The following is a 24,128-nucleotide window of genomic DNA, read 5'->3' on the forward strand; positions in this document are numbered from 1 at the left end:
GCAACGATCGTATGGCAATGTGCAAGGATGATGCATTACGGGCGGCTTATCCCAGCTCGTAGGCTCACTCGCTGTACGTGGAGTGGCGCGACTGCCTGCTCGGCGGTCCCCATGCCCAGGCTCCGCCTGTCCCTGCTCAGGACCGTCGCGGTCGACGCCGTTGTCTCTCCGGTCCCGCAGTGTCAAAGGAGTCCCCTCGTGCTCGACCACGGCCAGGCGCCGCCGCTCACCCCCGAGCCCTCGCGGCCCGTCCACCCCCTGCTCCGCCGCAAGCCCGTCGAGCGGCTCGTCGCCGAAGGCGGCCAGGGCGAGGGCGGCACGCTGCGCCGTTCGCTCACCATGTGGCAGCTGACCATGCTCAGCATCGGCGCCACCCTCGGCACCGGCATCTTCGTCGTCCTCGGCACCGCGACCCCCAAGGCCGGCCCGGCCGTGACGATCTCCTTCGTCCTCGCGGGCCTGACCGCGCTGTTCTCGGCGCTCTCCTACGCGGAGCTGGCCGGATCGGTCCCCGTCTCCGGGTCCTCGTATTCGTACTCCTACGCCACCATGGGCGAGCTCGTCGCCTGGATCTGCGGCTGGTGCCTGGTCCTGGAGTACGGCGTGTCCGTCGCGGCGGTCGCCGTCGGCTGGGGCCAGTACCTCAACGAACTGCTCGACGGCACGGTGGGGATCACCATCCCCGACGGAGTCTCCGCGCCCCTCGGGGAAGGCGGCTTCATCAACCTGCCGGCGCTGGTCGTCGTCCTGCTCGCCATGGTCTTCCTGATGCGCGGCGCCAAGGAGAGCGCCCGGGTCAACTCGATCATGGTCGGCGTGAAGATCGTCACCCTGCTGCTCTTCATCGGCATCGGCTTCATGGGCATCAAGGCCGGCAACTACGCGCCGCTCGCCCCGCTCGGCGTCACCGGCATCAGCGCCGCCGCCTCCACGCTCTTCTTCTCCTACATCGGCTTCGACGCCGCCTCCACCGCCGGTGAAGAGGCCCAGAACCCCAAGCGCGACCTGCCCCGCGCGATCATGCTCTCGCTGCTGATCGTCACCGTGCTCTACGTGCTCGTCGCCTTCGTCGCCGTCGGCGCCATGCCCTGGCAGGACTTCGAGGGCACCGAGGCCGCGCTCGCCAAGATCATGACCGATGTCTCGGGCCACGCCTTCTGGGGCGTCGTCCTGGCCGCCGGCGCCGTCGTCGCCATCGCCTCCGTCGTCTTCGCCGTGCTCTACGGCCAGACCCGCATCCTCTTCGCCATGTCCCGCGACGGCCTGGTCCCCAAGGTCTTCGCCAAGGTCAACCCGAAGACCGGCGCCCCCCGCGCCAACGTGGTGATCGTCTCCCTCTTCTGCGGAGCCCTCGCGGCCTTCATCCCGCTCGGCAAGCTGGCCGACGCCACCAGCATCGGCACCCTCTTCGCCTTCGGCCTGGTCAACGTCGCTGTGATCATCCTGCGCAGGACGCGTCCGGACATGCCGCGCACCTTCAAGGTGGCGCTCTTCCCGGTCACCCCGATCCTCGGCGTCCTCGCCTGCGGCTACATGATGTTCAGCCTCGACACCGCCACCTGGATCGTTTTCGGTGGCTGGATGGCCGTGGGCCTCGTGTTCTACTTCCTGTACGGCATCCGCCGCTCCCGACTGGCCACGGCAGAGAAGTGATCCACCCGCAGTGCGACTGAACGATCTCGACGAACGCATCGTGCACGCCCTCGCCGAAGACGCCCGCCGCTCCTACGCGGACATCGGATCCGAGGTCGGCCTCTCCGCCCCCGCGGTCAAGCGCCGGGTGGACCGGCTGCGGGCCGAGGGAGCCATCACCGGCTTCACGGTCCGCGTCGACCCGGCCGCGATGGGCTGGGAGACCGAGGGCTTCATCGAGATCTACTGCCGCCACAACACCTCGCCGGACGACATCCGGCGCGGCCTGGAGCGGTATCCCGAGGTGGTGTCCGCGTCGACCGTGACGGGCGACGCGGACGCCCTGGTCCAGATCTTCGCCTCGGACATGCGGCACTTCGAGCGGGTGCTGGAGCGCATCGCGGGGGAGCCGTTCGTGGAACGGACGAAGTCCGTCCTGGTCCTCTCCCCGTTGCTGCGGCGCTTCACCTCGGGCGCGCCCGCGTAGGACCGCCGGACGCCCTCCCGGCCGGGCTGCCGGAGACGGGCGCCCCTGCGCGTCAGCCGAAGCTGCGCAAACGCGAGGGATGACGCAACGAATCGCCGCGGCGGCCCGAAAATGCGCAACGGATCGGTCGTCCGGACGCAACGGACGGGCCTTGTCGATGGTCGGCACCCACCCGTACCGTCTATAGGACCCCGCCCCTCCTGCCCCAGAGGTCGTCCATGCCCCCGCTGCGTACCGCTCTCCTCCAGAGTTCCGGACGGCTCGGCGATGTCGCCGGGAACCTGAAGGCGCTCGACGAGGCCGCCGCGCGCGCCGCGCAGAGCGGGGCCGGGCTCCTCGTGACCTCGGAGATGTTCCTGACCGGGTACGCCCTCGACGTCCAGGACATCGCCGCTCTCGCCGAAGCCGCCGACGGCCCGTCCGCCGGCGCCGTCGGCGAGATCGCCCGCCGCCACGGCGTGGCCGTGCTCTACGCCTACCCCGAGCGGGACGGCGCGGCCGTGTACAACTCCGCCCAGCTCGTCGGCCCCGACGGCGCCCGGCTCGCGAACTACCGCAAGACGCACCTCTTCGGCTGCTTCGAGCAGGACGCCTTCACCCCCGGCGACACCCCCGTCGTCCAGGCGGAACTGAACGGCCTGCGCATCGGCCTCATGATCTGCTACGACGTCGAGTTCCCCGAGAACGTCCGCGCCCACGCGCTGGCCGGCACCGACCTCCTGCTCGTGCCGACCGCGCAGATGCACCCGTTCCAGTTCGTCGCCGAGCAGCTGGTGCCGGTCCGGGCCTTCGAGAACCAGATGTACATCGCGTACGTCAACCGCACGGGCCCCGAGGGCGAGTTCGAGTTCGTCGGTCTCAGCTCCCTGGCCTCCCCCGACGGCGCCACCCGCACCCGCGCCGGGCGCGGCGAGGAGCTGGTGTTCGGCGAGGTCGACCCCGACCTGCTCCAGGCCTCGCGCGCCGGCAACCCGTACCTGCGCGACCGCCGCCCCGGGCTCTACGCCTCCCTGATCTGACCCCTCCCCCCCCGCTCTGCCGCAAGGAGACGTACCCCATGACGTCCACGGTGCCCACCACCGCCGTCCCGCACAGCGACGGACAGCCGCCGATCACCATGTTCGGCCCGGACTTCCCCTACGCCTACGACGACTTCCTCGCCCACCCGGCGGGGCTGGGCCAGATACCGGCGACCGAGCACGGCACCGAGGTCGCCGTCATCGGCGGCGGGCTCTCCGGCATCATCGCCGCCTACGAGCTGATGAAGATGGGCCTCAAGCCCGTCGTCTACGAGGCCGACCAGATCGGCGGCCGGCTGCGCACCGTCGGCTTCGAGGGCACCGGCACGGAGGGGCTGACCGCGGAGATGGGCGCCATGCGCTTCCCGCCGTCCTCCACCGCGCTCCAGCACTACATCGACCTGGTGGGCCTGGTCACCGAGCCGTTCCCGAACCCGCTCTCCCCGGCCACCCCCTCCACGGTCGTGGACCTCAAGGGCGAGTCGCACTACGCCGAGACCATCGCCGACCTCCCGCAGATCTACCGCGACGTCGCCGCCGCGTGGAACGACTGCCTGGAGGAGGGCGCCGACTTCTCCGACATGAACACCGCGATGCGCGAGCGGGACGTCCCGCGCATCCGCGAGATCTGGGCGAAGCTCGTCGAGAAGCTCGACGACGAGACCTTCTACGGCTACCTCTGCAAGTCAGAGGCCTTCCAGTCCTTCCGCAAGCGCGAGATCTTCGGCCAGGTCGGCTTCGGCACGGGCGGCTGGGACACCGACTTCCCGAACTCCATCCTGGAGATCCTGCGCGTCGTCTACACCGAGGCGGACGACCACCACCGCGGCATCGTCGGCGGCTCGCAGCAGCTGCCGCTGCGGATGTGGGACCGCGCTCCCGAGAAGATCGTCCACTGGGCCCAGGGCACCTCGCTGTCCACCCTGCACGACGGCACCCCGCGCCCGGCCGTGACCCGGCTGCACCGTACGGCGGGCAACCGGATCACCGTCACCGACGCCTCCGGGGACATCCGGACGTACCGCGCCGCGATCTTCACGGCCCAGTCGTGGATGCTGCTGTCCAAGATCGAGTGCGATGACACGCTCTTCCCGATCGACCACTGGACGGCGATGGAGCGGACCCACTACATGGAGTCCTCCAAGCTGTTCATCCCCGTCGACCGGCCGTTCTGGCTGGACAAGGACGAGGAGACCGGCCGCGACGCCATGTCGATGACGCTGACCGACCGGATGACCCGCGGCACCTACCTGCTGGACAACGGCCCGGACAAGCCGGCCACCATCTGCCTCTCGTACACGTGGTGCGACGACAGCCTCAAGTGGCTGCCGCTGTCCGCGAACGAGCGGATGGAGGTCATGCTGAAGTCCCTCGGCGAGATCTACCCCAAGGTCGACATCCGGCGCCACATCATCGGCAACCCCGTCACCGTCTCGTGGGAGAACGAGCCCTACTTCATGGGCGCGTTCAAGGCGAACCTGCCCGGGCACTACCGCTACCAGCGGCGCCTGTTCACCCACTTCATGCAGGACCGCCTCCCCGAGGACAAGCGCGGCATCTTCCTCGCGGGCGACGACATCTCCTGGACGGCGGGCTGGGCCGAGGGCGCCGTGCAGACCGCGCTGAACGCGGTGTGGGGCGTCATGCACCACCTCGGCGGCGAGACCGACGCCACCAACCCGGGCCCCGGCGACCTCTACGACGACCTCGCCCCGGTCGAGCTGCCCGAGGATTGACCCTCCCGGTCGCGCCGCCGGACCGACCGTCCCGGCCGCGCCCCCGACAACGGGCCGCCCCCGCGCCACGAGCGCGGCGGCGGCCCGTTTCCATGGCGCCCGCCCTCTCCCGGGCGCCGCTGCGCCCGGCGCCCGGCTCACAAGGCCCGCCGCCACACCGCCTTCCACTGCTCCTCGCGCGCCCGGACCAGGGCCGGCCGCGGCGCGGCCTCCCGCTGCTCCAGGCTCACCCCGCACCCGGCGCACAGCCGGTGCACGCTCCACCCGTCGTGCCACGGCACGGTCCCCGGGCCCTCCCCGCAGACCGGGCACCCCGCACCGGCGGGCGCGCGCAGCACCCGGGCCAGCACCTCGGGCAGCGGCGCGTGCGGATGGAACGTGACGTCGGGGCACCACAGCCGCCGCGGCGGCTCCGCCGGTTCGGGGACCCGCACCCCGGCCCGCTTCTGTGCCAGCCGCCGCTCCCGCCAGCGCGCGAACTCCGCCGACCAGAGCTCGCGCGCCGCGTGCAGCTCCTCCACGGCCCGCACCACCGCCTCGGGATCCCGTTCCAGGTCCGCCGGTACGCGGGCGCTGCGGCACAGGTGGTGGTAGGTGGCCCGCAGCCCGTACGGGGCGAACTCGGTGAGGCAGGTGCGCAGCGCGCTCAGCCGGCGGTACGGGGGCAGGTCGCGGTCGTGCACCCGCAGCCGGTGCGTGGCGAAGCTGGTCATGCCGGGAGGCTAGTACCCCGTGCGGCCGCCGTGCCCGGCCGTCATTCCGTAGCGAAGCCCGTGCCCCCGGGAGACCTTCTCCCATGCGGTGAACTCGGCCCGTACGGCGTCACCTCATCGGCCAGGCCCTCGGACAGCTGCTCCAGTGCCGCCTTGGTCGCGCTGTGGGCGGAGAACCCGCGGCCGCCCTAGAAGCCGGCCGGCCAGCCGGCGGCGGACTTCTGGCGGACCGGGGTCAGGAGGCAGCGGCCCACCAGGCCGACGCCCGCGTCCAGGGACTCCTCGAACTCCTCGGCCAGGTCGGGGGAGCGGCGCAGGGTCCACAGGAGGCGGGCCGAGGCCCAGGCGCCGTCCCGGGCGCGCTGCAGGCTCCAGGAACCGACCAGGTGGGTCAGCGGGTCGGCGATCTGGAGCAGGTCCGGGCCGGGCATCAGGTCCTCCCGGATGCGTTCCTCCAGGGAGACCAGGGTGTCGCCGACGCGGTCGAAGTCGGCTTCCAGCGCGGCCGGTTCGCAGCCCAGGGTGCGGCAGGTGGTGACCACGGCGAGGGCCAGGTCGTGCCCGATGTGCGCGTTGATCCCGGCGAGGGCGTGCTGGAGCGGCCGTACGCCGGGGTGGCGCCGGTACTGGAAGAGGGGCCGCCAGCACGCGGGCGTACGGTCCCCCTCGGCGGCCGCCTCGACGGCCATGAGGTACCGCTCGGCGAACCGGACGCTCAGCACCGCCGCCCGGCGGGGCCCGGGGAAGCCCCCGTGCTCGATGCGGCGGTGCAGGGTCTCGGTCACCGTCAGGTACACCCGGTTGAAGACGGCGACGCCGTCGTGCTCGGGCAGTCGCTCGTCCAGGGCGCGCATCCGCGCGAGCACCGCTTCCATGGGAGGCAGGTTCGCAGGTGGCGGCGGTTCCCGGGAGGGTTGGCCCGGTACTTCGCCGGTTCGGGCGAACCTGCCCGCGCCGGTAGGGTCAGGACGGCCGGCCGGAGGTGCCCGGCGCGGCCGGGGAGCCGGGCGTGTCCGGGGCGTCCGCGGTTCCCGCCGGGCCGCGGGTGTCGTCGTAGGCCGAGGTGCCCGCGTCGAGCAGCGGCTCCTGCTCCTTCATGTGCGCCGGGGCGAAGGCGCGCAGTACGTGGTAGCCGGTGATGACCACGATGGTGCCGAGCGCGATGCCGCCCAGCTCGAAGGTGTCGGTGATCTTCAGGCTGACCCCGCCGACGCCGATGATGATGCCCGCGGCGGCCGGCACGAGGTTCAGCGGATTGCGCAGGTCCACCCCGCCGTTGATCCAGATCTGGGCGCCCAGCAGGCCGATCATGCCGTACAGGATCACGGTGATCCCGCCGAGCACCCCGCCCGGGATCGCCGCGACGACCGCGCCGAACTTGGGGCACAGGCCGAACAGCAGTGCGAAGGCGGCGGCCGCCCAGTACGCGGCGGTGGAGTAGACGCGGGTGGCGGCCATGACGCCGATGTTCTCGGAGTAGGTGGTGTTCGGCGGACCGCCGAGCGCGGTGGAGAGCATCGAGGCGGCGCCGTCGGCGGCGATCGCGGTGCCGAGCCGGTCGTCGAGCGGCTCGCCGGTCATCTCGCCGACGGCCTTGATGTGCCCGGCGTTCTCGGCGATCAGCGCGATGACCACGGGCAGGGCGATCAGGATCGCCGACCACTCGAACTGCGGGGCGTGGAAGGACGGCAGCCCGATCCAGTCGGCCCGGGCCACCCCGGAGAGGTCCAGGCGCCAGTGGTCCACGGCCTCGGCGCCGCCCGCAGGCGAGTGGATCCTGCCGAAGAGGAGGTCGAAGAGGGCGGAGACGCCGTACCCGAAGAGCAGCCCGAGGAAGATCGCGATCCGCGACCAGAACCCGCGCAGGCAGACCACCGCGAGCCCGGTGAACGCCATCACCAGCAGCGCCGTCCACTGGTCCTGGGGCCAGTACGTCGAGGCCGTGACCGGGGCCAGGTTGAAGCCGATGAGCATCACGACGGCGCCCGTGACCACCGGGGGCATCGCGGCGTGGATGATCCGCGCGCCGAAGTACCGCACGGCGAGACCGCAGAGGGCGAGGGCCGCGCCGACGACGAAGACCGCGCCGGTGACGGTCGCGCTGGTCCCGCCGCCCGCCCGGATCGCGGCGGCGACGCCGACGAAGGAGAGGGAGCAGCCGAGGTAGGACGGGATCCGGCCGCGGGTGGCGAGCAGGAAGATCACCGTCGCGACGCCGGACATCATGATCGCGAGGTTCGGATCCAGGCCCATGAGGACCGGCGCGACGAAGCTCGCGCCGAACATGGCGACGACGTGCTGGGCGCCGAGCCCCGCGGTGCGCGGCCACGACAGCCGCTCGTCCGGACGGACGACCGCGCCGGGGGCCGGGGTCCGCCCGTCGCCGTGCAGGGTCCAGCGCACGCCGAGGCCCATGGTGAAACTCCGTTCGCGAGGCGGCGGCCGAAGGCGCCGACCGGTGGGTGCCGGCTGGGGGGCCGAGCGTGCCGAGTATGCCGACCGCGCCGACCGCGGCGAGCGGGCGGGGCCGGGGACCGGGACGTGGACCGGGCCGGAGGCGCCGGACCGCGGACCGTGGCCGTCCTGCGCAGGGCGGCCACGGTCATGTTACGGCCGGATAGCAGCCGTTTCGTCCTTATTGCCGGTCGTACGGTCCGTCGCGAGACCGGGCCGCTCCGGGCCGGGGCCGCCGCCCGGCTTGGCGCGCAGGACGGTCGCCCCCGCCACCAGCGCCAGGGCCAGCAGCGTGACCAGGCCGAACGAGACGACCAGCGAGGTCGCGTCGGCGACCGCGCCGATCGCGGAGGGTGCGACCAGCCCCGAGGTGTAGGTGATCGTCGCCACCCCCGCGATGGCCTGGGCCGGCGCGGGACCGCTGCGCGCGGCGGCCGCGAAGGCGAGCGGGACCACCACCGCTATGCCGAGGCCGATCAGGCCGAAGCCCGCGAGCGCGCCCGCGGGCTGCCGGACGAAGACCACCAGGAGGCCGCCCGCCGTGGCCAGCAGCCCGCTCGCCCGGACGGTGCGCACGGGGCCGAAGCGGTCCACCACCTTGTCGCCCGCGAGCCGGGCCGCCGCCATGGTCAGGGCGAACATCGTGGTGGAGGCCGCGGCGAGCCCGGCGTCGGTGTCCAGCACGTCCCGGAAGTAGACCGCCGACCAGTCCATGCTCGCGCCCTCGGCGAAGACCGCGCAGAAGCCGACCGCGCCGATGACGAGCGCCGACCTCGGCGGCAGCGCGAAGTGTGCGGGGGGCTCCTCGTCCCGGCCGCCGCGCAGGTCGAGCACCCCGCGTACGGCGGCCAGCGCGACGACGGTCAGGGCGAGCGCGGCGATCAGGTGGTGCACCCGGGCGTCGGCTCCGGCGTGCGCGGCGACCGTACCGGCGGCGGAGCCGATCAGGGCGCCCACGCTCCACATGCCGTGCAGCGAGGACATGATCGAGCGGCCGAGCCGGTTCTCGGTCTCGACGCCGAGGGCGTTCATCGCCACGTCCGACATGCCCGCGCTCGCCCCGTAGACCAGGAGCAGGAGGCAGAGGGTGAGGAGGTTCGGGGCGAGGCTCGGCAGGATGAGGGAGAGGGTCCACATCACGATCAGGCCGCGCAGCGCGTTGCGTGCGCCGAAGCGGTGGTTGATCCGTCCGGCCAGCGGCATCGCGAGGGCCGCGCCGACCGCGGGGAAGGCGAGCGCCACGCCGAGGGCGCCGGCGCTCAGCTGGGCGTGGTCCTGGATCCAGGGGATCCGGGTCGCGAAGCTGCCCGTGACCGCGCCGTGGGCGCAGAAGACGGCGGCGATGGCGATGCGTGCGCGGCGCAGTCGGCGCGGCGTGAGGTCCGTTTCCCCGGTCATGGCATCAAACTATCAGGGACCCTGCCTGATAAATAAGTCCCCCATCCCTCCTAGGATGACCACGTGACTTCCGCACCCGCATCCGCCGCTCCCTCGCCCGCCTCGCCGAGCACGGCCAGGGCGATGAACGACCGGCTGGCGCTCCGGCTCCTCCAGGAGGAAGGGCCGCTCACCGCCACCCAGCTCAAGAAGCTCACCGGGCTCTCCCGCCCCTCGGTAGCCGACCTCGTCGAACGCCTCACCGGTGCCGGACTGATCGAGGTCGTCGGCGAATCCGGCGAACAGCGGCGGGGGCCCAACGCCCGGCTCTACGGGATCGTCGCCCACCTCGCCCACCTCGCCGCGCTGGACGTCCGTACGGACGGGGTGACCGCGGTGATCACCGACCTGCTCGGCCGCCCGCTCGCCGAGGCGCCGCTGCCCGCCGACGCGGTCGAGGAGGCGGTGACCCGGCTGGAGGAACTCGCCCGGGAGGCGGGCGGAGCGGCGCTGCACACCGTCGTGGTCGGCGCGCCCGGACTGGTCGCCCCGGCCAGCGGCGAACTCCGCGACCTGCGCGGACTGCCCTCCTGGCACCGGGATCTGGTGGCCGCGCTCCAGCGCCGGCTGGCCGCCGTGGTCCTCGTCGAGAACGAGACCAACCTCGCCGCGCTGGCCGAGCAGCGCCTGGGCGCGGCCCGTGACGTGGACTCCTTCGTCCTGCTGTGGCTGGGCGCGGGGGTCGGCGCGGCCGTGGTGCTGGACGGCCGGCTGCGCCGCGGCGCCTCCGGGGGCGCGGGCGAGATCGGCTTCCTGCCGGTGCCCGGCACGGTGGGGCTGCCCTCCGCCGTGGACTGCGGCGGTGGCTTCCACGGGCTGGTCGGGCGCGCGGCGGTGGCCGCGCTGGCGGCCGACCACGGGTTCACCGGTCCGGTCGAGGAGGCGGCCGCGGGGGCCGCCGGGGAGGCGTTCCTCGACGCCTTCGCCGAGCGGCTCGCCCTGGGGGTGGCCGCGGTGACGGCGGTGCTGGACCCCGGCTGCGTGGTCCTCGGGGGCGAGCTGGGCCGGGCGGGCGGACCCGCCCTGGCCGCCCGGGTCGCGGCCCGGCTGGCCCTCCTGTCCCCGGTGGCGACCGAGGTCCGCGCCACCACCCTCGGCGATCCGGCGGTGCTGAAGGGTGCCCGCCTGGCCGCCCGCGAGTCCGCCCAGGACGCCCTGTTCGGGACGCCGTAGCCGACGCTACTTCTCCGCGGTCCTCGCCAGGAACTCGGCGAAGGTGCCGCGGCCCACGGCCTGCCCCGGTGCCAGGTTGCCGCCGCGCCGGAAGGCGGCGTACGCCCGGCCCGCCAGCGGGAAGGTGACGATCCGGCGGCGGCTGCCGTGCGCGGCCAGGTACGCCCGGGCCAGGTCCGGCAGGGTGTGCACCTCGGGGCCGCCCATGTCCGCGACCCGGCCCGCGGGAGGCGCCGCGGCCAGCTCCGCGAGCCGGTCCGCGACCTCCTCCACCGCGATCGGCTGCACCCGGATCCCCTTCGGCAGCGGCACCACCGGCAGCTTCGCCGCCGCGCCGACCGCCTGGGCCACCAGGTCGTGGAACTGGGTCGTGCGCAGGATCGTCACCCCGAGCCCCGACTCCTCCAGCATCCGCTCGACCTTCCGCTTCACGGTGTAGTAGCCGAAGGGGACCACGTCCACCCCGACGATCGAGATGTAGACGAGGTGGCCGGTCCCGGCCCGCCGGGCCGCCCCGATCAGGTGCCCGGCGGCCACGTCGTCGCCCCCGCGCGGGCTGCTCGCGCAGTGCACGATCACCTCCGCGCCCGCTGCCGCCGCGTCCAGTCCGGCGCCGTCCCGCAGGTCGACGGGGAACTCGGGGGAGCGCCGGCTCAGGACGCGCACCTCGTGGCCCGCGGCCCGCAGTCGCGCGCCGACCAATGAGCCGAGGTTCCCGGTGCCTCCGGTGACGAGGATGGTGCTCATGCCGTCCGCCTTTCGCCGCTACTGGAAGGGCGCGCTGCGCGCCCCTCGTCAGCTGGGACCGGACAGCCCCGCGGAATGTGACAACTGCCGCCGCAAGAAGGTGAGCTTCTCCGGGTTGAGCACCGCCCGCAGGCCGCTGACCAGGCCGTCCTCGAACTCGATCACGAGGACCGCGATCTCACCGAACAGCAGCGCGGGCGCCCCGTTGACCTCCGCGACGGACACCGGGACGTCCGCCACGTACTTCTCCAGCGCCCCCACCAGGAAGCGGGCCACCTTGGCCCGGCCCAGGACCGGCCGCCGCGCCGCGTTGACCACGCCGCCGCCGTCGGCGACGTACACGGCCTCCTCGGCCAGCAGTCCCTCCAGCCGGGCCAGGTCCCCGTCCCGCGCCGCCGCCATGAAGGTCTCCACGAGGCCGCGCCACTGCTGCGGGTCGGGCTGGAAGCGCGCTCGCGGGGCCCGCACCCGCTGCGCCGCCCGCCGGTACAGCTGGCGGCAGTTGGCCTCCGTGACGCCGAGCAGTCCGGCGATCTCCCGGTGGCCGTGGCCGAAGGCCTCGCGCAGGACGTACACCGCCCGCTCCGGCGGGGTGAGCCGCTCCAGCAGCACCAGCAGGGCCATCGAGACGCCGTCCCGCTGCTCCGCGGAACCGAGCGGGCCGAGGGTCCCGTCCCCGGTCAGCACCGGTTCGGGGAGCCAGGGGCCGACGTACTCCTCGCGCCGCACGCGCGCCGAGGCGAGCTGGTTGAGGCACAGCCGCGTGACCACCGTGGCGAGCCAGGCCCCCGGGTGCTCGACGTCGCTCCGGTCGGCGGCGCTCCACCGCAGGTAGGCCTCCTGGACGATGTCCTCGGCCTCGTCGGCGGAGCCCAGCATGCGGTAGGCGACGGCGAACATCCGCGGCCGGTGCTCCTCGAATTCCGCCACGGGGGCGGCGCTGCGCGTGCTCACGGCGCCAGCGTACGAGGCGTGCGCGGGCAGACGTACGAGGACCCGGTGGCCGCCGGGCCACCGGGTCCTCGGGTCCTTCACCTACGGCGGGTCAGCAGGCGCCCTGGTCCTTCCAGACGCCCCAGTCGCCGGTGGTGCCGGGCTCCTCGTTCTTCGTCCACCACTGCGCCTTCCAGTTGTGGCCCTTGTGCGAGACGACGGTGCCGCCGGTGTAGGTGTCGCCCGCCACGTACGCCGGGCTGGTGCAGGTGCCGCCCGGCGGGGTGGTCGGCGGCGTGGTGGGCGGGGTCGTGGGCGGAGTCGTCGGGGGAGTCGTGGGCGGGGTCGTCGGCGGGGTCGTCGCGCCGCCGGGCTCGACCACCGTCGTGCCGCGCGCCAGGTCACCGGCGATGCCGTACGTCCGGCCGCCGAAGGTCACCGTCCAGTTCGACGGGGTGGAGGTCGGCAGGTAGTAGACGAAGTCCAGCTCCACCGAGGCCCCCGGGGCCAGCGTCTGCCAGGCCGGCAGCTTCAGCGAGACCCGGTTGTAGTCGCCCTTGAGGCCGCCGACGTTGCTGCCCGTGTGGTCGCTGCGGATGATCGTGGTGCCCCAGCCGGACTGGTCCTTGGCGTTGCCCGGTGCCGAGGAGGAGTAGTCGAACTGGAACTCCGTGCCGCCGGGCAGGGTGGCGGTGGTGTTGTTGGTGATCTTCAGCTTCGGGCTGATCGGGTAGTTGGAGTCGCCCAGCGGGAACTGGCCGAACTCGGCGTCCACCTTGATCGCCTCGGCCGGCACGGCGGTCGTGGCGCGCTTGGCGCCGTACGGGGCGGCCGCCTTGAAGGCGTCGTACATCGCCGTGGTGAGCGTGCTGCCCACCTCGTACTGGCCTTTGGCGGCGTTGTAGCCGTAGTCGCCCGCCAGCTCCCAGACCATCGTGCCGCCGATGCCCTTGCTGACCACGTAGTCGGCCTTGGCCTTCACCGACTGCTCGTCCTCCGTGGAGAGGAACACCTTCTTCTGGTCGTTCCACAGCCAGGGCGCGACCAGCGTCGCGTCGTACTTGCGGACGTAGGTGCCGGTCAGGGTGGTGGTCGCAGGGAAGCCGTACTTGGTGACGTAGTCGCCGACGACCCCCTTCTCCAGGTTCTTGGCGTGCCACATCGGGTTGGAACCGGCCGGGGCCTCGGCGCCGTTGGCGTCCAGGTCGTGCCAGAGGTTGTCGATGCCGACCGCGCCGTCACCGCACTTGGTCAGGCCCGCGCCCGCCGGGCAGTTGGTGGCCGGGGCCTTGCCCCACAGGCCGTCCGTGCCGCCCTGTACGTTCTTGAACCCGCGGGTGTAGTACGGCAGGCCCATGTTGATCCGGCCGGCCGGCATCGAGCCGCGGAAGTAGTGGTAGGCCCAGTCGGAGTTCAGGTACCCGATGCCGCCGTACTGGGAGGTCGAGTACACGCCCGCGGAGGCCAGTTCGGCGTCCTTGCCGTCGTCGAAGAGCGAGGCGTTGGGGCCGACGTACTCGTTCCAGGCGCCGTGCAGGTCGTAGGACATGATGTTGACGTAGTCCAGGTACTTCTGCATCTGGAACGTCTCCATGCCGCGCAGCAGGTAGCCGGAGGAGGGGGCGGCGACGGAGAGCAGGTAGTGCCTGCCGTCGGCGGCGCCCGCGCGGTCGAGCTTCTCGCGCAGCGACTTCATCAGCGCGGCGTAGCCCTTGACCAGGCCCGCGCGGCGGGCGTTGGAGAGCTGCCAGTCCAGCGGATTGCCCGCGTCCTTCATGGTGGTCGGGTACTCGTAGTCGATGTCGACGCCGTTGAACCCGTACTTGCGGATGAAGTCGACGGAGGAGTTCGCGAAGGTGTCGATGCCCGCCTGGTTGACCGAGCCGTCCGCGTTGGTGGCCATGGAGTAGAAGCCGCCGGAGTTCACCCGGTTGCCGTCGTCGCCGAAGTAGCCGCCGGTCTCGGCCCAGCCGCCGACCGAGATCAGCGTCTTGACGTTCGGGTACTGCTTCTTGAACTTGGTGAGCTGGTTGAAGTGGCCCTTGTAGGGGAGCGAGGGGTCCATCTCCGCGCCCGCGACGCCCGGCCAGGTCATCCCGGTGGCCGCGTTGTTCGCCCCGTCGGCGCCGACCGAGAGCTTGTTGTCGGAACCGACGTGGCCGAAGGCGTAGTTGAGGTGGGTGACCTTGTCCCACGGGATGTTGTTGGCCAGGTAGGCGGGGGCGCCGTCCTTGCCGGTGCGCCAGCCCGTGAAGTAGCCGATGACCCGTCGCTGGTGGTCGGGGCCCATCTTCTCGCGGCCCGCCCCGTCGTAGACCGAGCAGTAGGGGACGTCGACGCCCGCGGTCCTGTACAGCCCGTCGGGCCGACAGCTCTCGTTGTCGGCGGCGTGGGAGACGCCCGCGGAGAGGCCGCCGACGAGGAGTCCTGCGAGGGCGGCACCGGACGCGAGCAGTGTGGTCCTGGTGCGCGTGGGGGACAGCATTGTGCCTCCTGGGGAGGGGAGGTGAACGGACACGACGTGCGGGAAAGTGGCGCTGGTCGGCCCGTGACGTGCGCACATCGGCGGGCTGTCTCCCGGGGAAGATGAAGGGAACGTTAAGAGGACTAGACCACCCCGTCAATAGGTCTGGACCAAAGCCGAACCCTCGGAATCGCGCGCCCCCGACGCGGCCGAACGTGTGAGCCAGGCCACAAGCGCGTGCGCGCATGGCTTCGGATCACCCGTGGCACACTGGCCCTAGTACCAGTAGCAGCGCACTCCGGGGTCGGTGCAATTCCGAACCGGCGGTTACAGTCCGCGACCCGTCCGCATCCAGCGGCCGGTTGACCAGGTGAAATTCCTGGACCGACGGTTAAAGTCCGGATGGGAGGCAGTGCGCGGCGGGCCAGTCACCGGTACGCCGCCGTCGGCGGTTCGTCGGCGTAACCCCCAGGGGATACGTCTCGGACGGACCGGAACCCGGCTCCGGCGTCCCCGCGTGTGCTACCCGCTTCATCTGTCGTATCCCGACAGGCCCCGGAGTCCGTGCCCGATGAGGCAGGAGGACCCGGTGGCGCACCACGCCGACGCGAACGACACGCACGCCATGCGGCGGGCCATCGAGCTGGCCGCGCGCGGTCTCGGTTTCACCAGCCCCAACCCGGCCGTCGGCTGCGTCATCGCCGACGCCGCGGGCCGGATCGTCGGCGAGGGCTGGCACGAGCGGGCCGGCGGCCCGCACGCCGAGGTCCGCGCCCTGCGCGCCGCCGGCGACGCCGCCCGCGGCGCCACTGCCTACGTCACCCTCGAACCCTGCAACCACACCGGCCGTACGGGCCCCTGCGCCCGGGCCCTCATCGACGCCGGGATCACCCGCGTCCGCTACGCCGTCCCCGACCCGAACCCGCAGGCCAGCGGCGGCGCCGCCACCCTGCGCGGCGCCGGGGTCGAGGTCACGGGCGGACTGCTGCGGGCCGAGGCGGAGGCGGGCAACGAAGCCTGGCTGACCTCCATCCGCCTGGGCCGCCCCTTCGTCCTGTGGAAGTACGCCGCCACCCTGGACGGCCGGGTCGCCGCCGCCGACGGCACCAGCCGCTGGATCAGCGGCTCCGCGTCCCGCGCCGACGTCCACCGGCTGCGCGCCGAGGCCGACGCGGTCGTCGTCGGTTCGGGCACCCTGCGCGCCGACGACCCGCACCTCGCGGTCCGCGGCGTCGAGGGCGCCCGCCAGCCCCTGCGCGTGGTCCTCGACACCCGCGCCGGCATCCGGCCCGCCGCGCGCGTCCTCGACGACGCGGCCCCCACCCTGGTGGCCGTCGCCGAGGACGCCGACACCGGCCACCTGGCGGGCGTCGACGTGGTCCGGCTGCCCCGCGAGGGCTCCGGGCTCTCCGTGGACGCGCTCCTCGCCGAACTGTCCGCCCGCGGGGTGCGCTCCGTCCTCGTCGAGGGCGGCCCCACCCTGGCCGGCGCCTTCGTGGCCGCGGGAGCCGTCGACAAGATCGTCGGCTACCTGGCCCCCGTCCTCCTCGGCGCGGGCCCCAACGCCCTCGCCGACGCCGGGATCACCACCCTCACCCGGGCCCTGCGCCTGGAGATCACCGAGGTGCTCCGCCTCGGTCCCGACCTGCGCGTCACCGCCGTCCCCGCGGCGGCCGCCGTCCCCTCCGCCCCCACCGCCCCCAAGGAGCACTGAGTGTTCACCGGAATCGTCGAAGAACTGGGCGAGGTCACCGCCGTCGAGCAGCTGGCGGAAGCCTCCCGCTTCCGGCTGCGCGGCCCCGTCGTCACCGAAGGTGCCAAGCACGGCGACTCGATCGCCGTCAACGGCGTCTGTCTGACGGTCGTGGAGACCGGGGACGGCGAGTTCACCGCCGACGTCATGCAGGAGACCCTGAACCGCTCCAGCCTGGGCGCCCTCGCCCAGGGCTCCCGGGTCAACCTCGAACGCCCGATGGCCCTCGGCGGCCGCCTCGGCGGACACCTGGTCCAGGGCCACGTCGACGGCACCGGCCGGATCGTGTCCCGGACCCCCTCCGAGCACTGGGAGCTCGTCAAGGTTTCGCTGCCGCCCCGACTGGCCCGCTACGTCGTCGAGAAGGGCTCCATCACGGTCGACGGCGTCAGCCTCACCGTGGTCGACGCCGCCGCCGACCACTTCACCATCAGCCTCATCCCCACCACGCTGAACCTGACCACGCTCGGCATCAAGCAGCCCGGCGACCCGGTCAACCTGGAGGTCGACGTCCTCGCGAAGTACGTCGAGCGCCTCCTGGCCGCCGGAGTCGACCCGCTGACCCCCGCCGGGCAGACCACGAAGGAGACGGACCGGTGAGCGCGCTCTCCTGGCTCAACACCGAGGCCTTCGCGGTCTTCGGACAGAAGGTCATCTGGTCCGACATGATCGGCAACCTGATGGGCCTGGCCGCCCTCGCCCTCGGCTGGCGCCGCTCCATATGGACCTGGCCCGCCCAGCTCCTCTCCGGCCTGATCCTGGTCGGCGCCTACGCCAGCGCCCACCTCGCGGGCGGCGTCGGCAAGCAGCTCCTGGTCATCGCGGTGGCCGGCTGGGGCTGGTACGCCTGGCAGCGCGGCAAGCGGCAGGCCCAGGACGGCTCCATCGCCGTGCGCACCGCCACCTGGACCGAGCGCGGCCTGCTCCTGGCCGGAGCGGCGCTGGGCACCCTCGCCGTCGGCGGCCTCTTCACCCTGGTGCCCTCGCTGTCCTGGAGCCCGTGGGCGGACGCCTACATCTTCGTCGGCACGATCGTCGCGATGGTCGCCCAGGCGCGCGGTCTGGTCGAGTTCTGGTTCGCCTGGCTGCTCGTCGACCTCGTCGGCGTTCCGCTCGCGTTCCAGAGCGGTCTGGTCTTCTCGGGCCTGGTCTACGTCGTGTACTTCGCCCTCGTCCTGTGGGGCGCCCACGACTGGTACCAGCGCTCCCGCACCACCGACGCCCCGGCCATGGAAGGAGCAACGGCATGATCCTCAAGCCCGTGCCCGACGAGAGCGGCACCGACCCCGGGCCCTTCCTGCTCGACCCCGTCGAGCAGGCCGTCCGCGACATCGCGGCGGGCCGGCCCGTCGTCGTCGTGGACGACGAGAACCGGGAGAACGAGGGCGACCTCGTCATCGCGGCCGAAATGGCCACCCCCGAGATCATCGCGTTCATGATGAGCGAGTGCCGCGGCCTGATCTGCGCCCCCATGGAGGGTCCGGAACTGGACCGCCTGGAACTGCCGCAGATGGTCACGCACAACACCGAGTCGATGCAGACCGCCTTCACCGTCTCTGTCGACGCGAGCGGCGCCCACGGCGTCACCACCGGCATCTCCGCCGCCGACCGCGCCACCACCCTGCGGCTGCTGGCCGACGGCGCGAGCACCGCGGGGGACTTCGTCCGCCCCGGGCACGTCTTCCCGCTGCGCGCCAAGCCCGGCGGCGTCCTGGTCCGCAACGGCCACACCGAGGCCGCCGTCGACCTCGCCCGCCTCGCGGGCCTGCGCCCGGCGGGCGCCATCGTCGAGATCGCCGGTGAGGACGGGGTCATGCTCCGGCTGCCGGAGCTGATTCCCTTCGCCCGCAAGCACGGCCTGACGATCATCTCCATCGAGGACCTGATCGCCTACCGCCGCTCCGCCGAGCCGACCGTGCGCCGCGAGGCCGAGGTCAGCCTGCCGACCTCCTTCGGGCACTTCACGGCGTACGGCTACCGCTCCACGGTCGACGGGGTCGAGCACATCGCCCTGGTCCACGGCGACATCGGGGACGGCCGCGACGTCCTGGCCCGGATGCACTCCGAATGCCTGACCGGCGACATCTTCGCCTCCCAGCGCTGCGACTGCGGCCCCCAGCTGCACGCCTCCATGGAGCGCATCAAGGCCGAGGGCCGCGGGATCGTCGTCTACCTGCGCGGTCACGAGGGCCGCGGCATCGGCCTGCTGGCCAAGCTGCGCGCCTACGAACTCCAGGAGCGCGGCCGCGACACCCTGGACGCCAACCTGGAGCTGGGCCTGCCCGCGGACGCCCGCGACTACGGCGCGGGCGCCCAGATCCTCGCCGACCTCGGGGTCCGCAGCACCCGCCTGATGACGAACAACCCCCACAAGACCGAGGCCCTGGTCCGCCACGGCATCGAGGTCGTCAGCCGGGAGGCCATGCCGACCGAGACGGGCGAGCACAACCTGCGGTACCTGCGCACCAAGCGGGACCGGATGGGGCACGACCTGCCCTGGCTCGAAGGCGCCGTGTCCGTCTCGGCCTGCGGCAACCAGTAGCCGGCGCCACCCGGCGCCGGCGACACCCGTACCACCTGACCCACCCACCGACCGACCGAAGAACCGAGAAACCGAGGAGAGCCGTGAGCGGCAAGGGCGCACCCGAACTGAGTGTCAAGAACTGCGGAGACCTCCGGGTGGCCGTGATCGCGGCCCAGTGGCACGAGAAGGTCATGGACGGCCTCGTCGACGGCGCCCTGCGCGCCCTGCACGAGCTGGGCATCGACGAGCCCACCCTGCTGCGCGTCCCGGGCAGCTTCGAACTGCCGGTGGTGGCGAAGGTCCTCGCCGGGCGCGGCTACGATGCCATCGTCGCCCTCGGAGTGGTCATCCGCGGCGGCACCCCCCACTTCGAGTACGTGTGCCAGGGCGTCACCCAGGGCCTGGTGCAGGTATCGCTCGACACCGGAGTCCCCGTCGGCTTCGGCGTACTGACCTGCGACACGGACGAGCAGGCGCTGGACCGCGCCGGACTCGAAGGGTCGAACGAGGACAAGGGGCACGAAGCGGTCACCGCCGCCGTCTCCACCGCCATGACCCTGCGCACCGTCAGCGAACCCTGGCGCTAACCGGCAGGGGCGGACCCTTTATTCTGAGGACCATCATGGCGAACAAACCCCCCAAGACCTTCGAAGAGCTCTTCACCGAGCTCCAGCTCAAGGCCGCCAACGGCGACCCGAGCACCTCCCGCACGGCCGAGCTGGTCGGCAAGGGAGTCCATGCCATCGGCAAGAAGGTCGTCGAGGAGGCCGCCGAAGTCTGGATGGCCGCCGAGTACGAGGGCAAGGAAGCCGCCGCCGAGGAGATCTCCCAGCTGCTCTACCACGTCCAGGTGATGATGGTGGCGCGCGGGATCTCCCTCGACGACGTCTACGCCCACCTCTGAGCCGACGAGCCGCCGGGCGGGCCCGGGGCGCCGCACGCACCCAACCTTTCGCACCTACGCACCCAAGGAAGACCCATGCTGCGCATCGCCGTCCCCAACAAGGGTTCCCTCTCCGGACCGGCGTCGGCGATGCTCCATGAGGCCGGCTACCGGATGCGCAAGGAGTCCAAGGAGCTCGTGGTCGTCGACCCCGAGAACGAGGTGGAGTTCTTCTACCTCCGCCCCAAGGACATCGCGATCTACGTGTCCTCCGGCAGGCTCGACATCGGCATCACCGGCCGCGACCTGCTGCTCGACTCCGGCGCCAGCGCCGAGGAGATCCTGCCGCTGAACTTCGGCCGGTCCACCTTCCGCTACGCCACCATCCCCGGCACGGCGAAGGGCCCCGAGGACTTCACCGGGATGACGATCGCGACCTCGTACGAGGGAATCGTCGCCAAGCACCTCGCCGACCACGGCATCGACGCCTCCGTCGTGCACCTCGACGGCGCGGTCGAGACCGCCATCCAGCTCGGCGTCGCCCAGATCATCGCGGACGTCGTCGAGACCGGCACCAGCCTGCGCAACGCGGGCCTGGAGGTCATCGGCGAGCCGATCCTGACCTCCGAGGCCGTGGTCGTCCGCGGCAGCGCCAGCGACCCCGACGACCCGCGCGCCCAGCAGTTCCTGCGCCGGCTCCAGGGCGTCCTGGTGGCCCGCAGCTACGTGATGATGGACTACGACTGCCGCGCCGAGCACCTGGAGCGCGCGGTGGCCCTCACCCCGGGCCTGGAGTCGCCGACGGTCTCCCCGCTGCACAACGAGGGCTGGGTCGCCGTCCGGGCCATGGTCCCGGCCAAGGAGGCCCAGCGGATCATGGACGACCTGTACGAGCTGGGCGCGCGCGCGATCCTCACCACCTCGATCCACGCGTGCCGGCTCTGATCCGCCCGGTCGTCCGCCGGCCCCTCCCTGCGCCCCACGTCCTTTCGTAGAACCGAGCACCCCATGAGCGAGTCCGCCGCCCAGCCCGCACCGCCCGCCCTGCCGGTCACCTTCCGGCCGACCCGCACCCGGGTGATCCTGCTGGGCGTCGGGCTCGTCATGTTCGCCACGATCTCGGCGATCGGGCTGCTCCTGGAGAACCTCGGCGGCGGCGAGCGGCTCAGCTTCGTCATCACCGCGGCCCTCTTCGCCTCCGTCCTCGTCCTGCTCAGCCGCCCCAAGGTGGTCGCGGACGAGACCGGCGTCACCGTCGTGAACCTCACCACCACCCGGCGGCTGGAATGGGCGCAGATCCTGCGCGTCAACCTCCGTCCGGGCGACCCCTGGGTGTTCCTCGACCTCAACGACGGCACCAGCCTGCCCGCCCTCGGGATCCAGCCCGGAGTGGCCAAGGAGCAGGCGATCAGCGACGCCCGCGCGCTGCGCGCGCTGGCCGAGAACCACGGCAGCGGACCACTCGGACGCTGAGTCCCATTGCGGCCTGGATCTCTTTGACTACCCTGGTGGCGGGGCGCACGCACGCGCCCTCCCACCGGCCCCGGGACAACGCGGCCCGTGGGTACCTGCGACTTGAGGAGTGACTCCCTCCAGCAATGGACGGATCGTCCGGTAGTACCCGCGCCGCCCTCCCCCCGGAGGCGGCGGCATGACCACCCCGCTACTCCTGCTCGTGGCGGCCTTCGCCCTGATCCTCGCCAACGGTTTCTTCGTGGCTGCCGAATTCGGCCTCGTCACGGTGGAGAGACCCGAGGCCGAACGCGCCGCCGCCGACGGCGACAAACGCGCCCGTACGGTCGTCAAGGCCCTGCGGGAGCTGTCGTTCCAGCTTTCCGGAACCCAGCTCGGCATCACCCTGACCTCCCTCGTGGTCGGCATGCTCGCCGAGCCCGCCCTCGCCGGGCTGCTCACCGGGCCGCTCAGCGCGACCGGACTGCCCCGCGGGGCGGTCACCGGGATCGCCGTCCTCGCCGGCATGCTGATCGCCTCCGCGGTCCAGATGGTCGTCGGAGAGCTGGTCCCGAAGAACTGGGCGGTCTCCCGGCCGCTCCAGGTGGCCCGGATCGTGGCCGGCCCCCAGGACGTCTTCTCCCGCGCCTTCCGGCCGGTCATCGCCGGCCTCAACGCCGTCGCCAACCGGCTCGTGCGGGCGCTGGGAGTGGAACCGGCCGACGAGATGGCCTCCGCCCGCACCCCGGGCGAACTGGTCTCCCTGGTCCGCCATTCGGCCCAGGCCGGCGCCCTGGAACAGGACACCGCCGACCTCTTCGTCCGGACCCTCTCCCTCGGCGAACTGACCGCCCAGCACGTCATGACCCCCCGGGTGAAGGTCAGCGCCCTCCAGCACACCGCCACGGCGGCCGACGTGCTCAACCTGACCCGGGCCACCGGCCTGTCCCGCTTTCCGGTCTACCGCGAGCGGATCGACGAGGTCACCGGCGTGGTCCACCTCAAGGACGCCCTCGCCGTGCCCGAGTCCGAGCGCGCCCGCACCACCGTGGGCCGGATCTGCGTCGCCCCGCTGCTGGTGCCCGGCTCCCTGCCGGTGCAGCCGCTGCTGGAACGGCTGCGCAGCGAGCAGCCGATGGCCGTCGTGGTCGACGAGTACGGCGGCACCGCCGGAGTCGTGACCCTGGAGGACATCGTGGAGGAACTCGTCGGCGAGGTCCGCGACGAGCACGACCTCGCCGAGGACGACGGCCCCGAGCTGGCCGCCGTGCCCGCCGAGGACGGCCGCCCCTCGTGGGAGGCCGACGGCAGCTGCCGGGTGCACGCCCTGCGCCGGATAGGCCTCGACGTGCCCGAGGGGCCCTACGAGACCGTCGCCGGCCTGGTCGCCGACCTGCTCGGCCGGATCCCCGCCCCCGGGGACCTGGCCGAACTGCCCGGCTGGAAGCTCTCCGTCCGCCAGGTCGGCCGCTACCGCGCCGAACGGGTCCGCCTGGTCCGTACGGCCGACAGCGCCCCCGGGTCGGACGCCGAGCCCGGGTCGCCCGGCAGCGCCCGTACCGATGCCGCAGGCTCCGGCAGCGACGGCAGCGACGGCAGCGACGGCGGCGGCGCCGACGGGCGGCGTGAAATGGCGGTCATGCGATGAACGCGCTCCAACTGCTCTTCGCCCTGCTCCTCGTCCTGGCCAACGGCTTCTTCGTCGGCGCCGAGTTCGCGCTCGTCTCCGTCCGCCGCAGCCAGATCGAGCCCCTCGCGGCCTCCTCCAAGCGGGCCCGCCAGGTGCTGCACGGCCTGGAGAACCTGCCCCGGATGATGGCCGCGGCCCAGTTCGGCATCACCGTCTGCTCCCTCACCCTGGGAGCGGTCGCCGAACCCACCGTGGCCCGGCTCCTGGAGCCGCTCTTCGAGGCCGCGCGGGTCCCGCACGGCCTGGTCCACCCCCTCGGGTACGCCTTCGCGCTGGCCGCGGTGGTCTTCCTGCACCTGGTCATCGGCGAGATGGTCCCCAAGAACCTCGCCATGGCCGCCCCCGAGAAGACCGCCCTGTGGTTCAGCCCCGGCCTGGTGGCCTTCGCCCGCGTTTGCGGGCCGGTCACCACGGCGCTCGGCGCCTGCGCGACCCTGGTGCTGCGCCTGTTCAAGGTGGAGCCCAAGGACGAGGTCGAGGCCGTCTACACCCGCGCCCAGCTCGGCCGGCTCGTCGAGGACTCCCGGCAGGCCGGACTCCTCGCCCCGGGCGAGCAGGAGCGTCTGGAGGACGCCCTGGAACTGGGCAGCCGCCCGGTCACCGATGTGCTCCTCGCCCGCGACCGGCTGGTGACGGTCACCCCCTCGGTGACCCCGCGCCAGATCGAACAGCTGACCGTGCGCACCGGCTACTCGCGCTTCCCGGTCCGCTCCGACAGCGGCACCTTCATGGGCTACGTCCACGTGAAGGACGTCCTGGACCTGGAACCCCGGGAAGGGGCCGTGCCCCAGCGGGTCTGGCGGCGGATGACCACGCTGTCCTCCACGCTCCCGCTGGACGACGCGCTGAGCGTCATGCGGCGCGACGCCACCCATCTGGCGCAGGTCGCGGACCCCGCCGGGCGCGTGCTCGGTCTGGTCGCGCTGGAGGACGTACTGGAGAAACTGGTCGGCGAGGTGCGCGACCCCGCGCACCGCACGACCACCCCGCCGGCCCGGCGCCCCGAACGGGCGCTGACCCCCTGACGGGTG

General features: G+C 72.6%; 22 protein-coding genes and 1 riboswitch. Of the genes, 15 read left to right on the forward strand and 7 right to left on the reverse strand.

Features of this window, described 5'->3' with window-relative positions:
* Positions 1-198 precede the first annotated feature (198 nt).
* From AC0693_RS19355 to AC0693_RS19370, 4 genes are all read left to right on the forward strand, one after another.
* Complete coding sequence (locus AC0693_RS19355; RefSeq protein ID WP_356410827.1) at positions 199-1,653, forward strand: amino acid transporter; 1,455 nt, start codon at positions 199-201, stop codon at positions 1,651-1,653.
* Positions 1,654-1,663: 10 nt separating this feature from the next.
* On the forward strand, positions 1,664-2,119 hold the full coding sequence (locus AC0693_RS19360; RefSeq protein ID WP_030027017.1) for an Lrp/AsnC family transcriptional regulator: 456 nt from the start codon (positions 1,664-1,666) through the stop codon (positions 2,117-2,119).
* Positions 2,120-2,337: 218 nt separating this feature from the next.
* Positions 2,338-3,138 carry a carbon-nitrogen hydrolase family protein gene (locus tag AC0693_RS19365; protein ID WP_356410830.1) on the forward strand — a complete coding sequence of 267 codons (801 nt, stop codon included), beginning with the start codon at positions 2,338-2,340 and terminating at the stop codon, positions 3,136-3,138.
* A gap of 38 nt (positions 3,139-3,176) precedes the next feature.
* Positions 3,177-4,874, forward strand: coding sequence for a flavin monoamine oxidase family protein (locus AC0693_RS19370; protein ID WP_356410833.1), 1,698 nt, complete (start codon positions 3,177-3,179; stop codon positions 4,872-4,874).
* A 137-nt stretch (positions 4,875-5,011) separates the two neighbouring features.
* Here the strand turns inward: AC0693_RS19370 and AC0693_RS19375 are convergent, their stop codons facing one another.
* The 4 genes from AC0693_RS19375 to AC0693_RS19390 all read right to left on the reverse strand — a co-directional run bounded on the left by AC0693_RS19375 (position 5,012) and on the right by AC0693_RS19390 (position 9,439).
* Positions 5,012-5,587 carry a hypothetical protein gene (locus AC0693_RS19375; RefSeq protein ID WP_469319410.1) on the reverse strand — a complete coding sequence of 192 codons (576 nt, stop codon included), beginning with the start codon at positions 5,585-5,587 and terminating at the stop codon, positions 5,012-5,014.
* Between the two features lie 188 nt (positions 5,588-5,775).
* A complete protein-coding gene (locus tag AC0693_RS19380; protein WP_468468856.1) occupies positions 5,776-6,462 on the reverse strand; it encodes a DUF5995 family protein in 687 nt (228 codons plus the stop codon).
* An 88-nt stretch (positions 6,463-6,550) separates the two neighbouring features.
* Positions 6,551-8,002 (reverse strand): uracil-xanthine permease family protein, encoded by a 1,452-nt coding sequence (locus AC0693_RS19385; RefSeq protein ID WP_356410842.1) that lies wholly within the window; start codon positions 8,000-8,002, stop codon positions 6,551-6,553.
* Between the two features lie 192 nt (positions 8,003-8,194).
* Positions 8,195-9,439 carry an MFS transporter gene (locus AC0693_RS19390; protein WP_469319407.1) on the reverse strand — a complete coding sequence of 415 codons (1,245 nt, stop codon included), beginning with the start codon at positions 9,437-9,439 and terminating at the stop codon, positions 8,195-8,197.
* Between the two features lie 123 nt (positions 9,440-9,562).
* On the opposite strand from AC0693_RS19390, the gene AC0693_RS19395 reads away from it, so the two are divergent.
* A complete protein-coding gene (locus tag AC0693_RS19395) occupies positions 9,563-10,651 on the forward strand; it encodes an ROK family transcriptional regulator (protein ID WP_478802410.1) in 1,089 nt (362 codons plus the stop codon).
* Between the two features lie 6 nt (positions 10,652-10,657).
* Here AC0693_RS19395 and AC0693_RS19400 read toward each other — a convergent pair whose 3' ends face one another.
* The 3 genes from AC0693_RS19400 to AC0693_RS19410 all read right to left on the reverse strand — a co-directional run bounded on the left by AC0693_RS19400 (position 10,658) and on the right by AC0693_RS19410 (position 14,816).
* Complete coding sequence (locus AC0693_RS19400) at positions 10,658-11,398, reverse strand: SDR family oxidoreductase (RefSeq protein WP_468468861.1); 741 nt, start codon at positions 11,396-11,398, stop codon at positions 10,658-10,660.
* Positions 11,399-11,446: 48 nt separating this feature from the next.
* A complete protein-coding gene (locus tag AC0693_RS19405; RefSeq protein ID WP_478802378.1) occupies positions 11,447-12,352 on the reverse strand; it encodes an RNA polymerase sigma-70 factor in 906 nt (301 codons plus the stop codon).
* 91 nt (positions 12,353-12,443) lie between these two features.
* Positions 12,444-14,816 carry a chitinase C-terminal domain-containing protein gene (locus AC0693_RS19410; protein ID WP_478802379.1) on the reverse strand — a complete coding sequence of 791 codons (2,373 nt, stop codon included), beginning with the start codon at positions 14,814-14,816 and terminating at the stop codon, positions 12,444-12,446.
* A 268-nt stretch (positions 14,817-15,084) separates the two neighbouring features.
* A riboswitch (FMN riboswitch) is annotated at positions 15,085-15,215 on the forward strand.
* Positions 15,216-15,366: 151 nt separating this feature from the next.
* On the opposite strand from AC0693_RS19410, the gene ribD reads away from it, so the two are divergent.
* From ribD to AC0693_RS19460, 10 genes are all read left to right on the forward strand, one after another.
* Positions 15,367-16,509 (forward strand): bifunctional diaminohydroxyphosphoribosylaminopyrimidine deaminase/5-amino-6-(5-phosphoribosylamino)uracil reductase RibD, encoded by a 1,143-nt coding sequence (ribD, locus tag AC0693_RS19415; protein ID WP_478802380.1) that lies wholly within the window; start codon positions 15,367-15,369, stop codon positions 16,507-16,509.
* On the forward strand, positions 16,510-17,148 hold the full coding sequence (locus AC0693_RS19420; protein WP_356410859.1) for a riboflavin synthase: 639 nt from the start codon (positions 16,510-16,512) through the stop codon (positions 17,146-17,148).
* The gene (locus AC0693_RS19425; RefSeq protein WP_469319402.1) at positions 17,145-17,798 is read left to right on the forward strand and encodes a nicotinamide mononucleotide transporter family protein; all 654 of its coding nucleotides are present in this window, start codon (positions 17,145-17,147) and stop codon (positions 17,796-17,798) included. Before AC0693_RS19420 ends, AC0693_RS19425 begins: the two co-directional genes overlap by 4 nt.
* A complete protein-coding gene (locus AC0693_RS19430) occupies positions 17,795-19,090 on the forward strand; it encodes a bifunctional 3,4-dihydroxy-2-butanone-4-phosphate synthase/GTP cyclohydrolase II (protein ID WP_478802381.1) in 1,296 nt (431 codons plus the stop codon). Before AC0693_RS19425 ends, AC0693_RS19430 begins: the two co-directional genes overlap by 4 nt.
* Before the next feature lie 83 nt (positions 19,091-19,173).
* On the forward strand, positions 19,174-19,659 hold the full coding sequence (gene ribH, locus AC0693_RS19435; RefSeq protein ID WP_356410868.1) for a 6,7-dimethyl-8-ribityllumazine synthase: 486 nt from the start codon (positions 19,174-19,176) through the stop codon (positions 19,657-19,659).
* Between the two features lie 35 nt (positions 19,660-19,694).
* Positions 19,695-19,976: a phosphoribosyl-ATP diphosphatase gene (locus tag AC0693_RS19440; protein ID WP_356410871.1), complete on the forward strand. Its 282-nt coding sequence runs from the start codon at positions 19,695-19,697 to the stop codon at positions 19,974-19,976.
* 75 nt (positions 19,977-20,051) lie between these two features.
* Positions 20,052-20,900: an ATP phosphoribosyltransferase gene (gene hisG / locus AC0693_RS19445; RefSeq protein WP_356410873.1), complete on the forward strand. Its 849-nt coding sequence runs from the start codon at positions 20,052-20,054 to the stop codon at positions 20,898-20,900.
* A gap of 63 nt (positions 20,901-20,963) precedes the next feature.
* Complete coding sequence (locus AC0693_RS19450; RefSeq protein WP_468468869.1) at positions 20,964-21,428, forward strand: PH domain-containing protein; 465 nt, start codon at positions 20,964-20,966, stop codon at positions 21,426-21,428.
* Positions 21,429-21,606: 178 nt separating this feature from the next.
* Positions 21,607-23,055, forward strand: a complete 1,449-nt coding sequence (locus AC0693_RS19455) for a hemolysin family protein (RefSeq protein ID WP_478802382.1) — start codon at positions 21,607-21,609, stop codon at positions 23,053-23,055.
* Positions 23,052-24,122 (forward strand): hemolysin family protein, encoded by a 1,071-nt coding sequence (locus AC0693_RS19460; protein ID WP_356410881.1) that lies wholly within the window; start codon positions 23,052-23,054, stop codon positions 24,120-24,122. The genes AC0693_RS19455 and AC0693_RS19460 overlap by 4 nt, the downstream gene beginning before the upstream one ends.
* Positions 24,123-24,128: the final 6 nt, after the last annotated feature.

The sequence above is a fragment of the Streptomyces sp. NPDC043876 genome, from assembly GCF_056435825.1.

Bases quoted from the DNA above. Each gene is read 5' to 3' on its own strand.
- AC0693_RS19380 (WP_468468856.1), bottom strand. From the start codon at position 6,462: ATGGAAGCGGTGCTCGCGCGGATGCGCGCCCTGGACGAGCGACTGCCC.
- AC0693_RS19440 (WP_356410871.1), top strand. From the start codon at position 19,695: ATGGCGAACAAACCCCCCAAGACCTTCGAAGAGCTCTTCACCGAGCTC.
- hisG (WP_356410873.1), top strand. From the start codon at position 20,052: ATGCTGCGCATCGCCGTCCCCAACAAGGGTTCCCTCTCCGGACCGGCG.
- AC0693_RS19400 (WP_468468861.1), bottom strand. From the start codon at position 11,398: ATGAGCACCATCCTCGTCACCGGAGGCACCGGGAACCTCGGCTCATTG.
- AC0693_RS19370 (WP_356410833.1), top strand. From the start codon at position 3,177: ATGACGTCCACGGTGCCCACCACCGCCGTCCCGCACAGCGACGGACAG.
- AC0693_RS19395 (WP_478802410.1), top strand. From the start codon at position 9,563: ATGAACGACCGGCTGGCGCTCCGGCTCCTCCAGGAGGAAGGGCCGCTC.
- AC0693_RS19410 (WP_478802379.1), bottom strand. From the start codon at position 14,816: ATGCTGTCCCCCACGCGCACCAGGACCACACTGCTCGCGTCCGGTGCC.
- AC0693_RS19460 (WP_356410881.1), top strand. From the start codon at position 23,052: ATGAACGCGCTCCAACTGCTCTTCGCCCTGCTCCTCGTCCTGGCCAAC.
- AC0693_RS19375 (WP_469319410.1), bottom strand. From the start codon at position 5,587: ATGACCAGCTTCGCCACGCACCGGCTGCGGGTGCACGACCGCGACCTG.
- AC0693_RS19450 (WP_468468869.1), top strand. From the start codon at position 20,964: ATGAGCGAGTCCGCCGCCCAGCCCGCACCGCCCGCCCTGCCGGTCACC.
- AC0693_RS19385 (WP_356410842.1), bottom strand. From the start codon at position 8,002: ATGGGCCTCGGCGTGCGCTGGACCCTGCACGGCGACGGGCGGACCCCG.
- AC0693_RS19365 (WP_356410830.1), top strand. From the start codon at position 2,338: ATGCCCCCGCTGCGTACCGCTCTCCTCCAGAGTTCCGGACGGCTCGGC.
- AC0693_RS19455 (WP_478802382.1), top strand. From the start codon at position 21,607: ATGACCACCCCGCTACTCCTGCTCGTGGCGGCCTTCGCCCTGATCCTC.
- ribD (WP_478802380.1), top strand. From the start codon at position 15,367: ATGAGGCAGGAGGACCCGGTGGCGCACCACGCCGACGCGAACGACACG.
- AC0693_RS19430 (WP_478802381.1), top strand. From the start codon at position 17,795: ATGATCCTCAAGCCCGTGCCCGACGAGAGCGGCACCGACCCCGGGCCC.
- AC0693_RS19390 (WP_469319407.1), bottom strand. From the start codon at position 9,439: ATGACCGGGGAAACGGACCTCACGCCGCGCCGACTGCGCCGCGCACGC.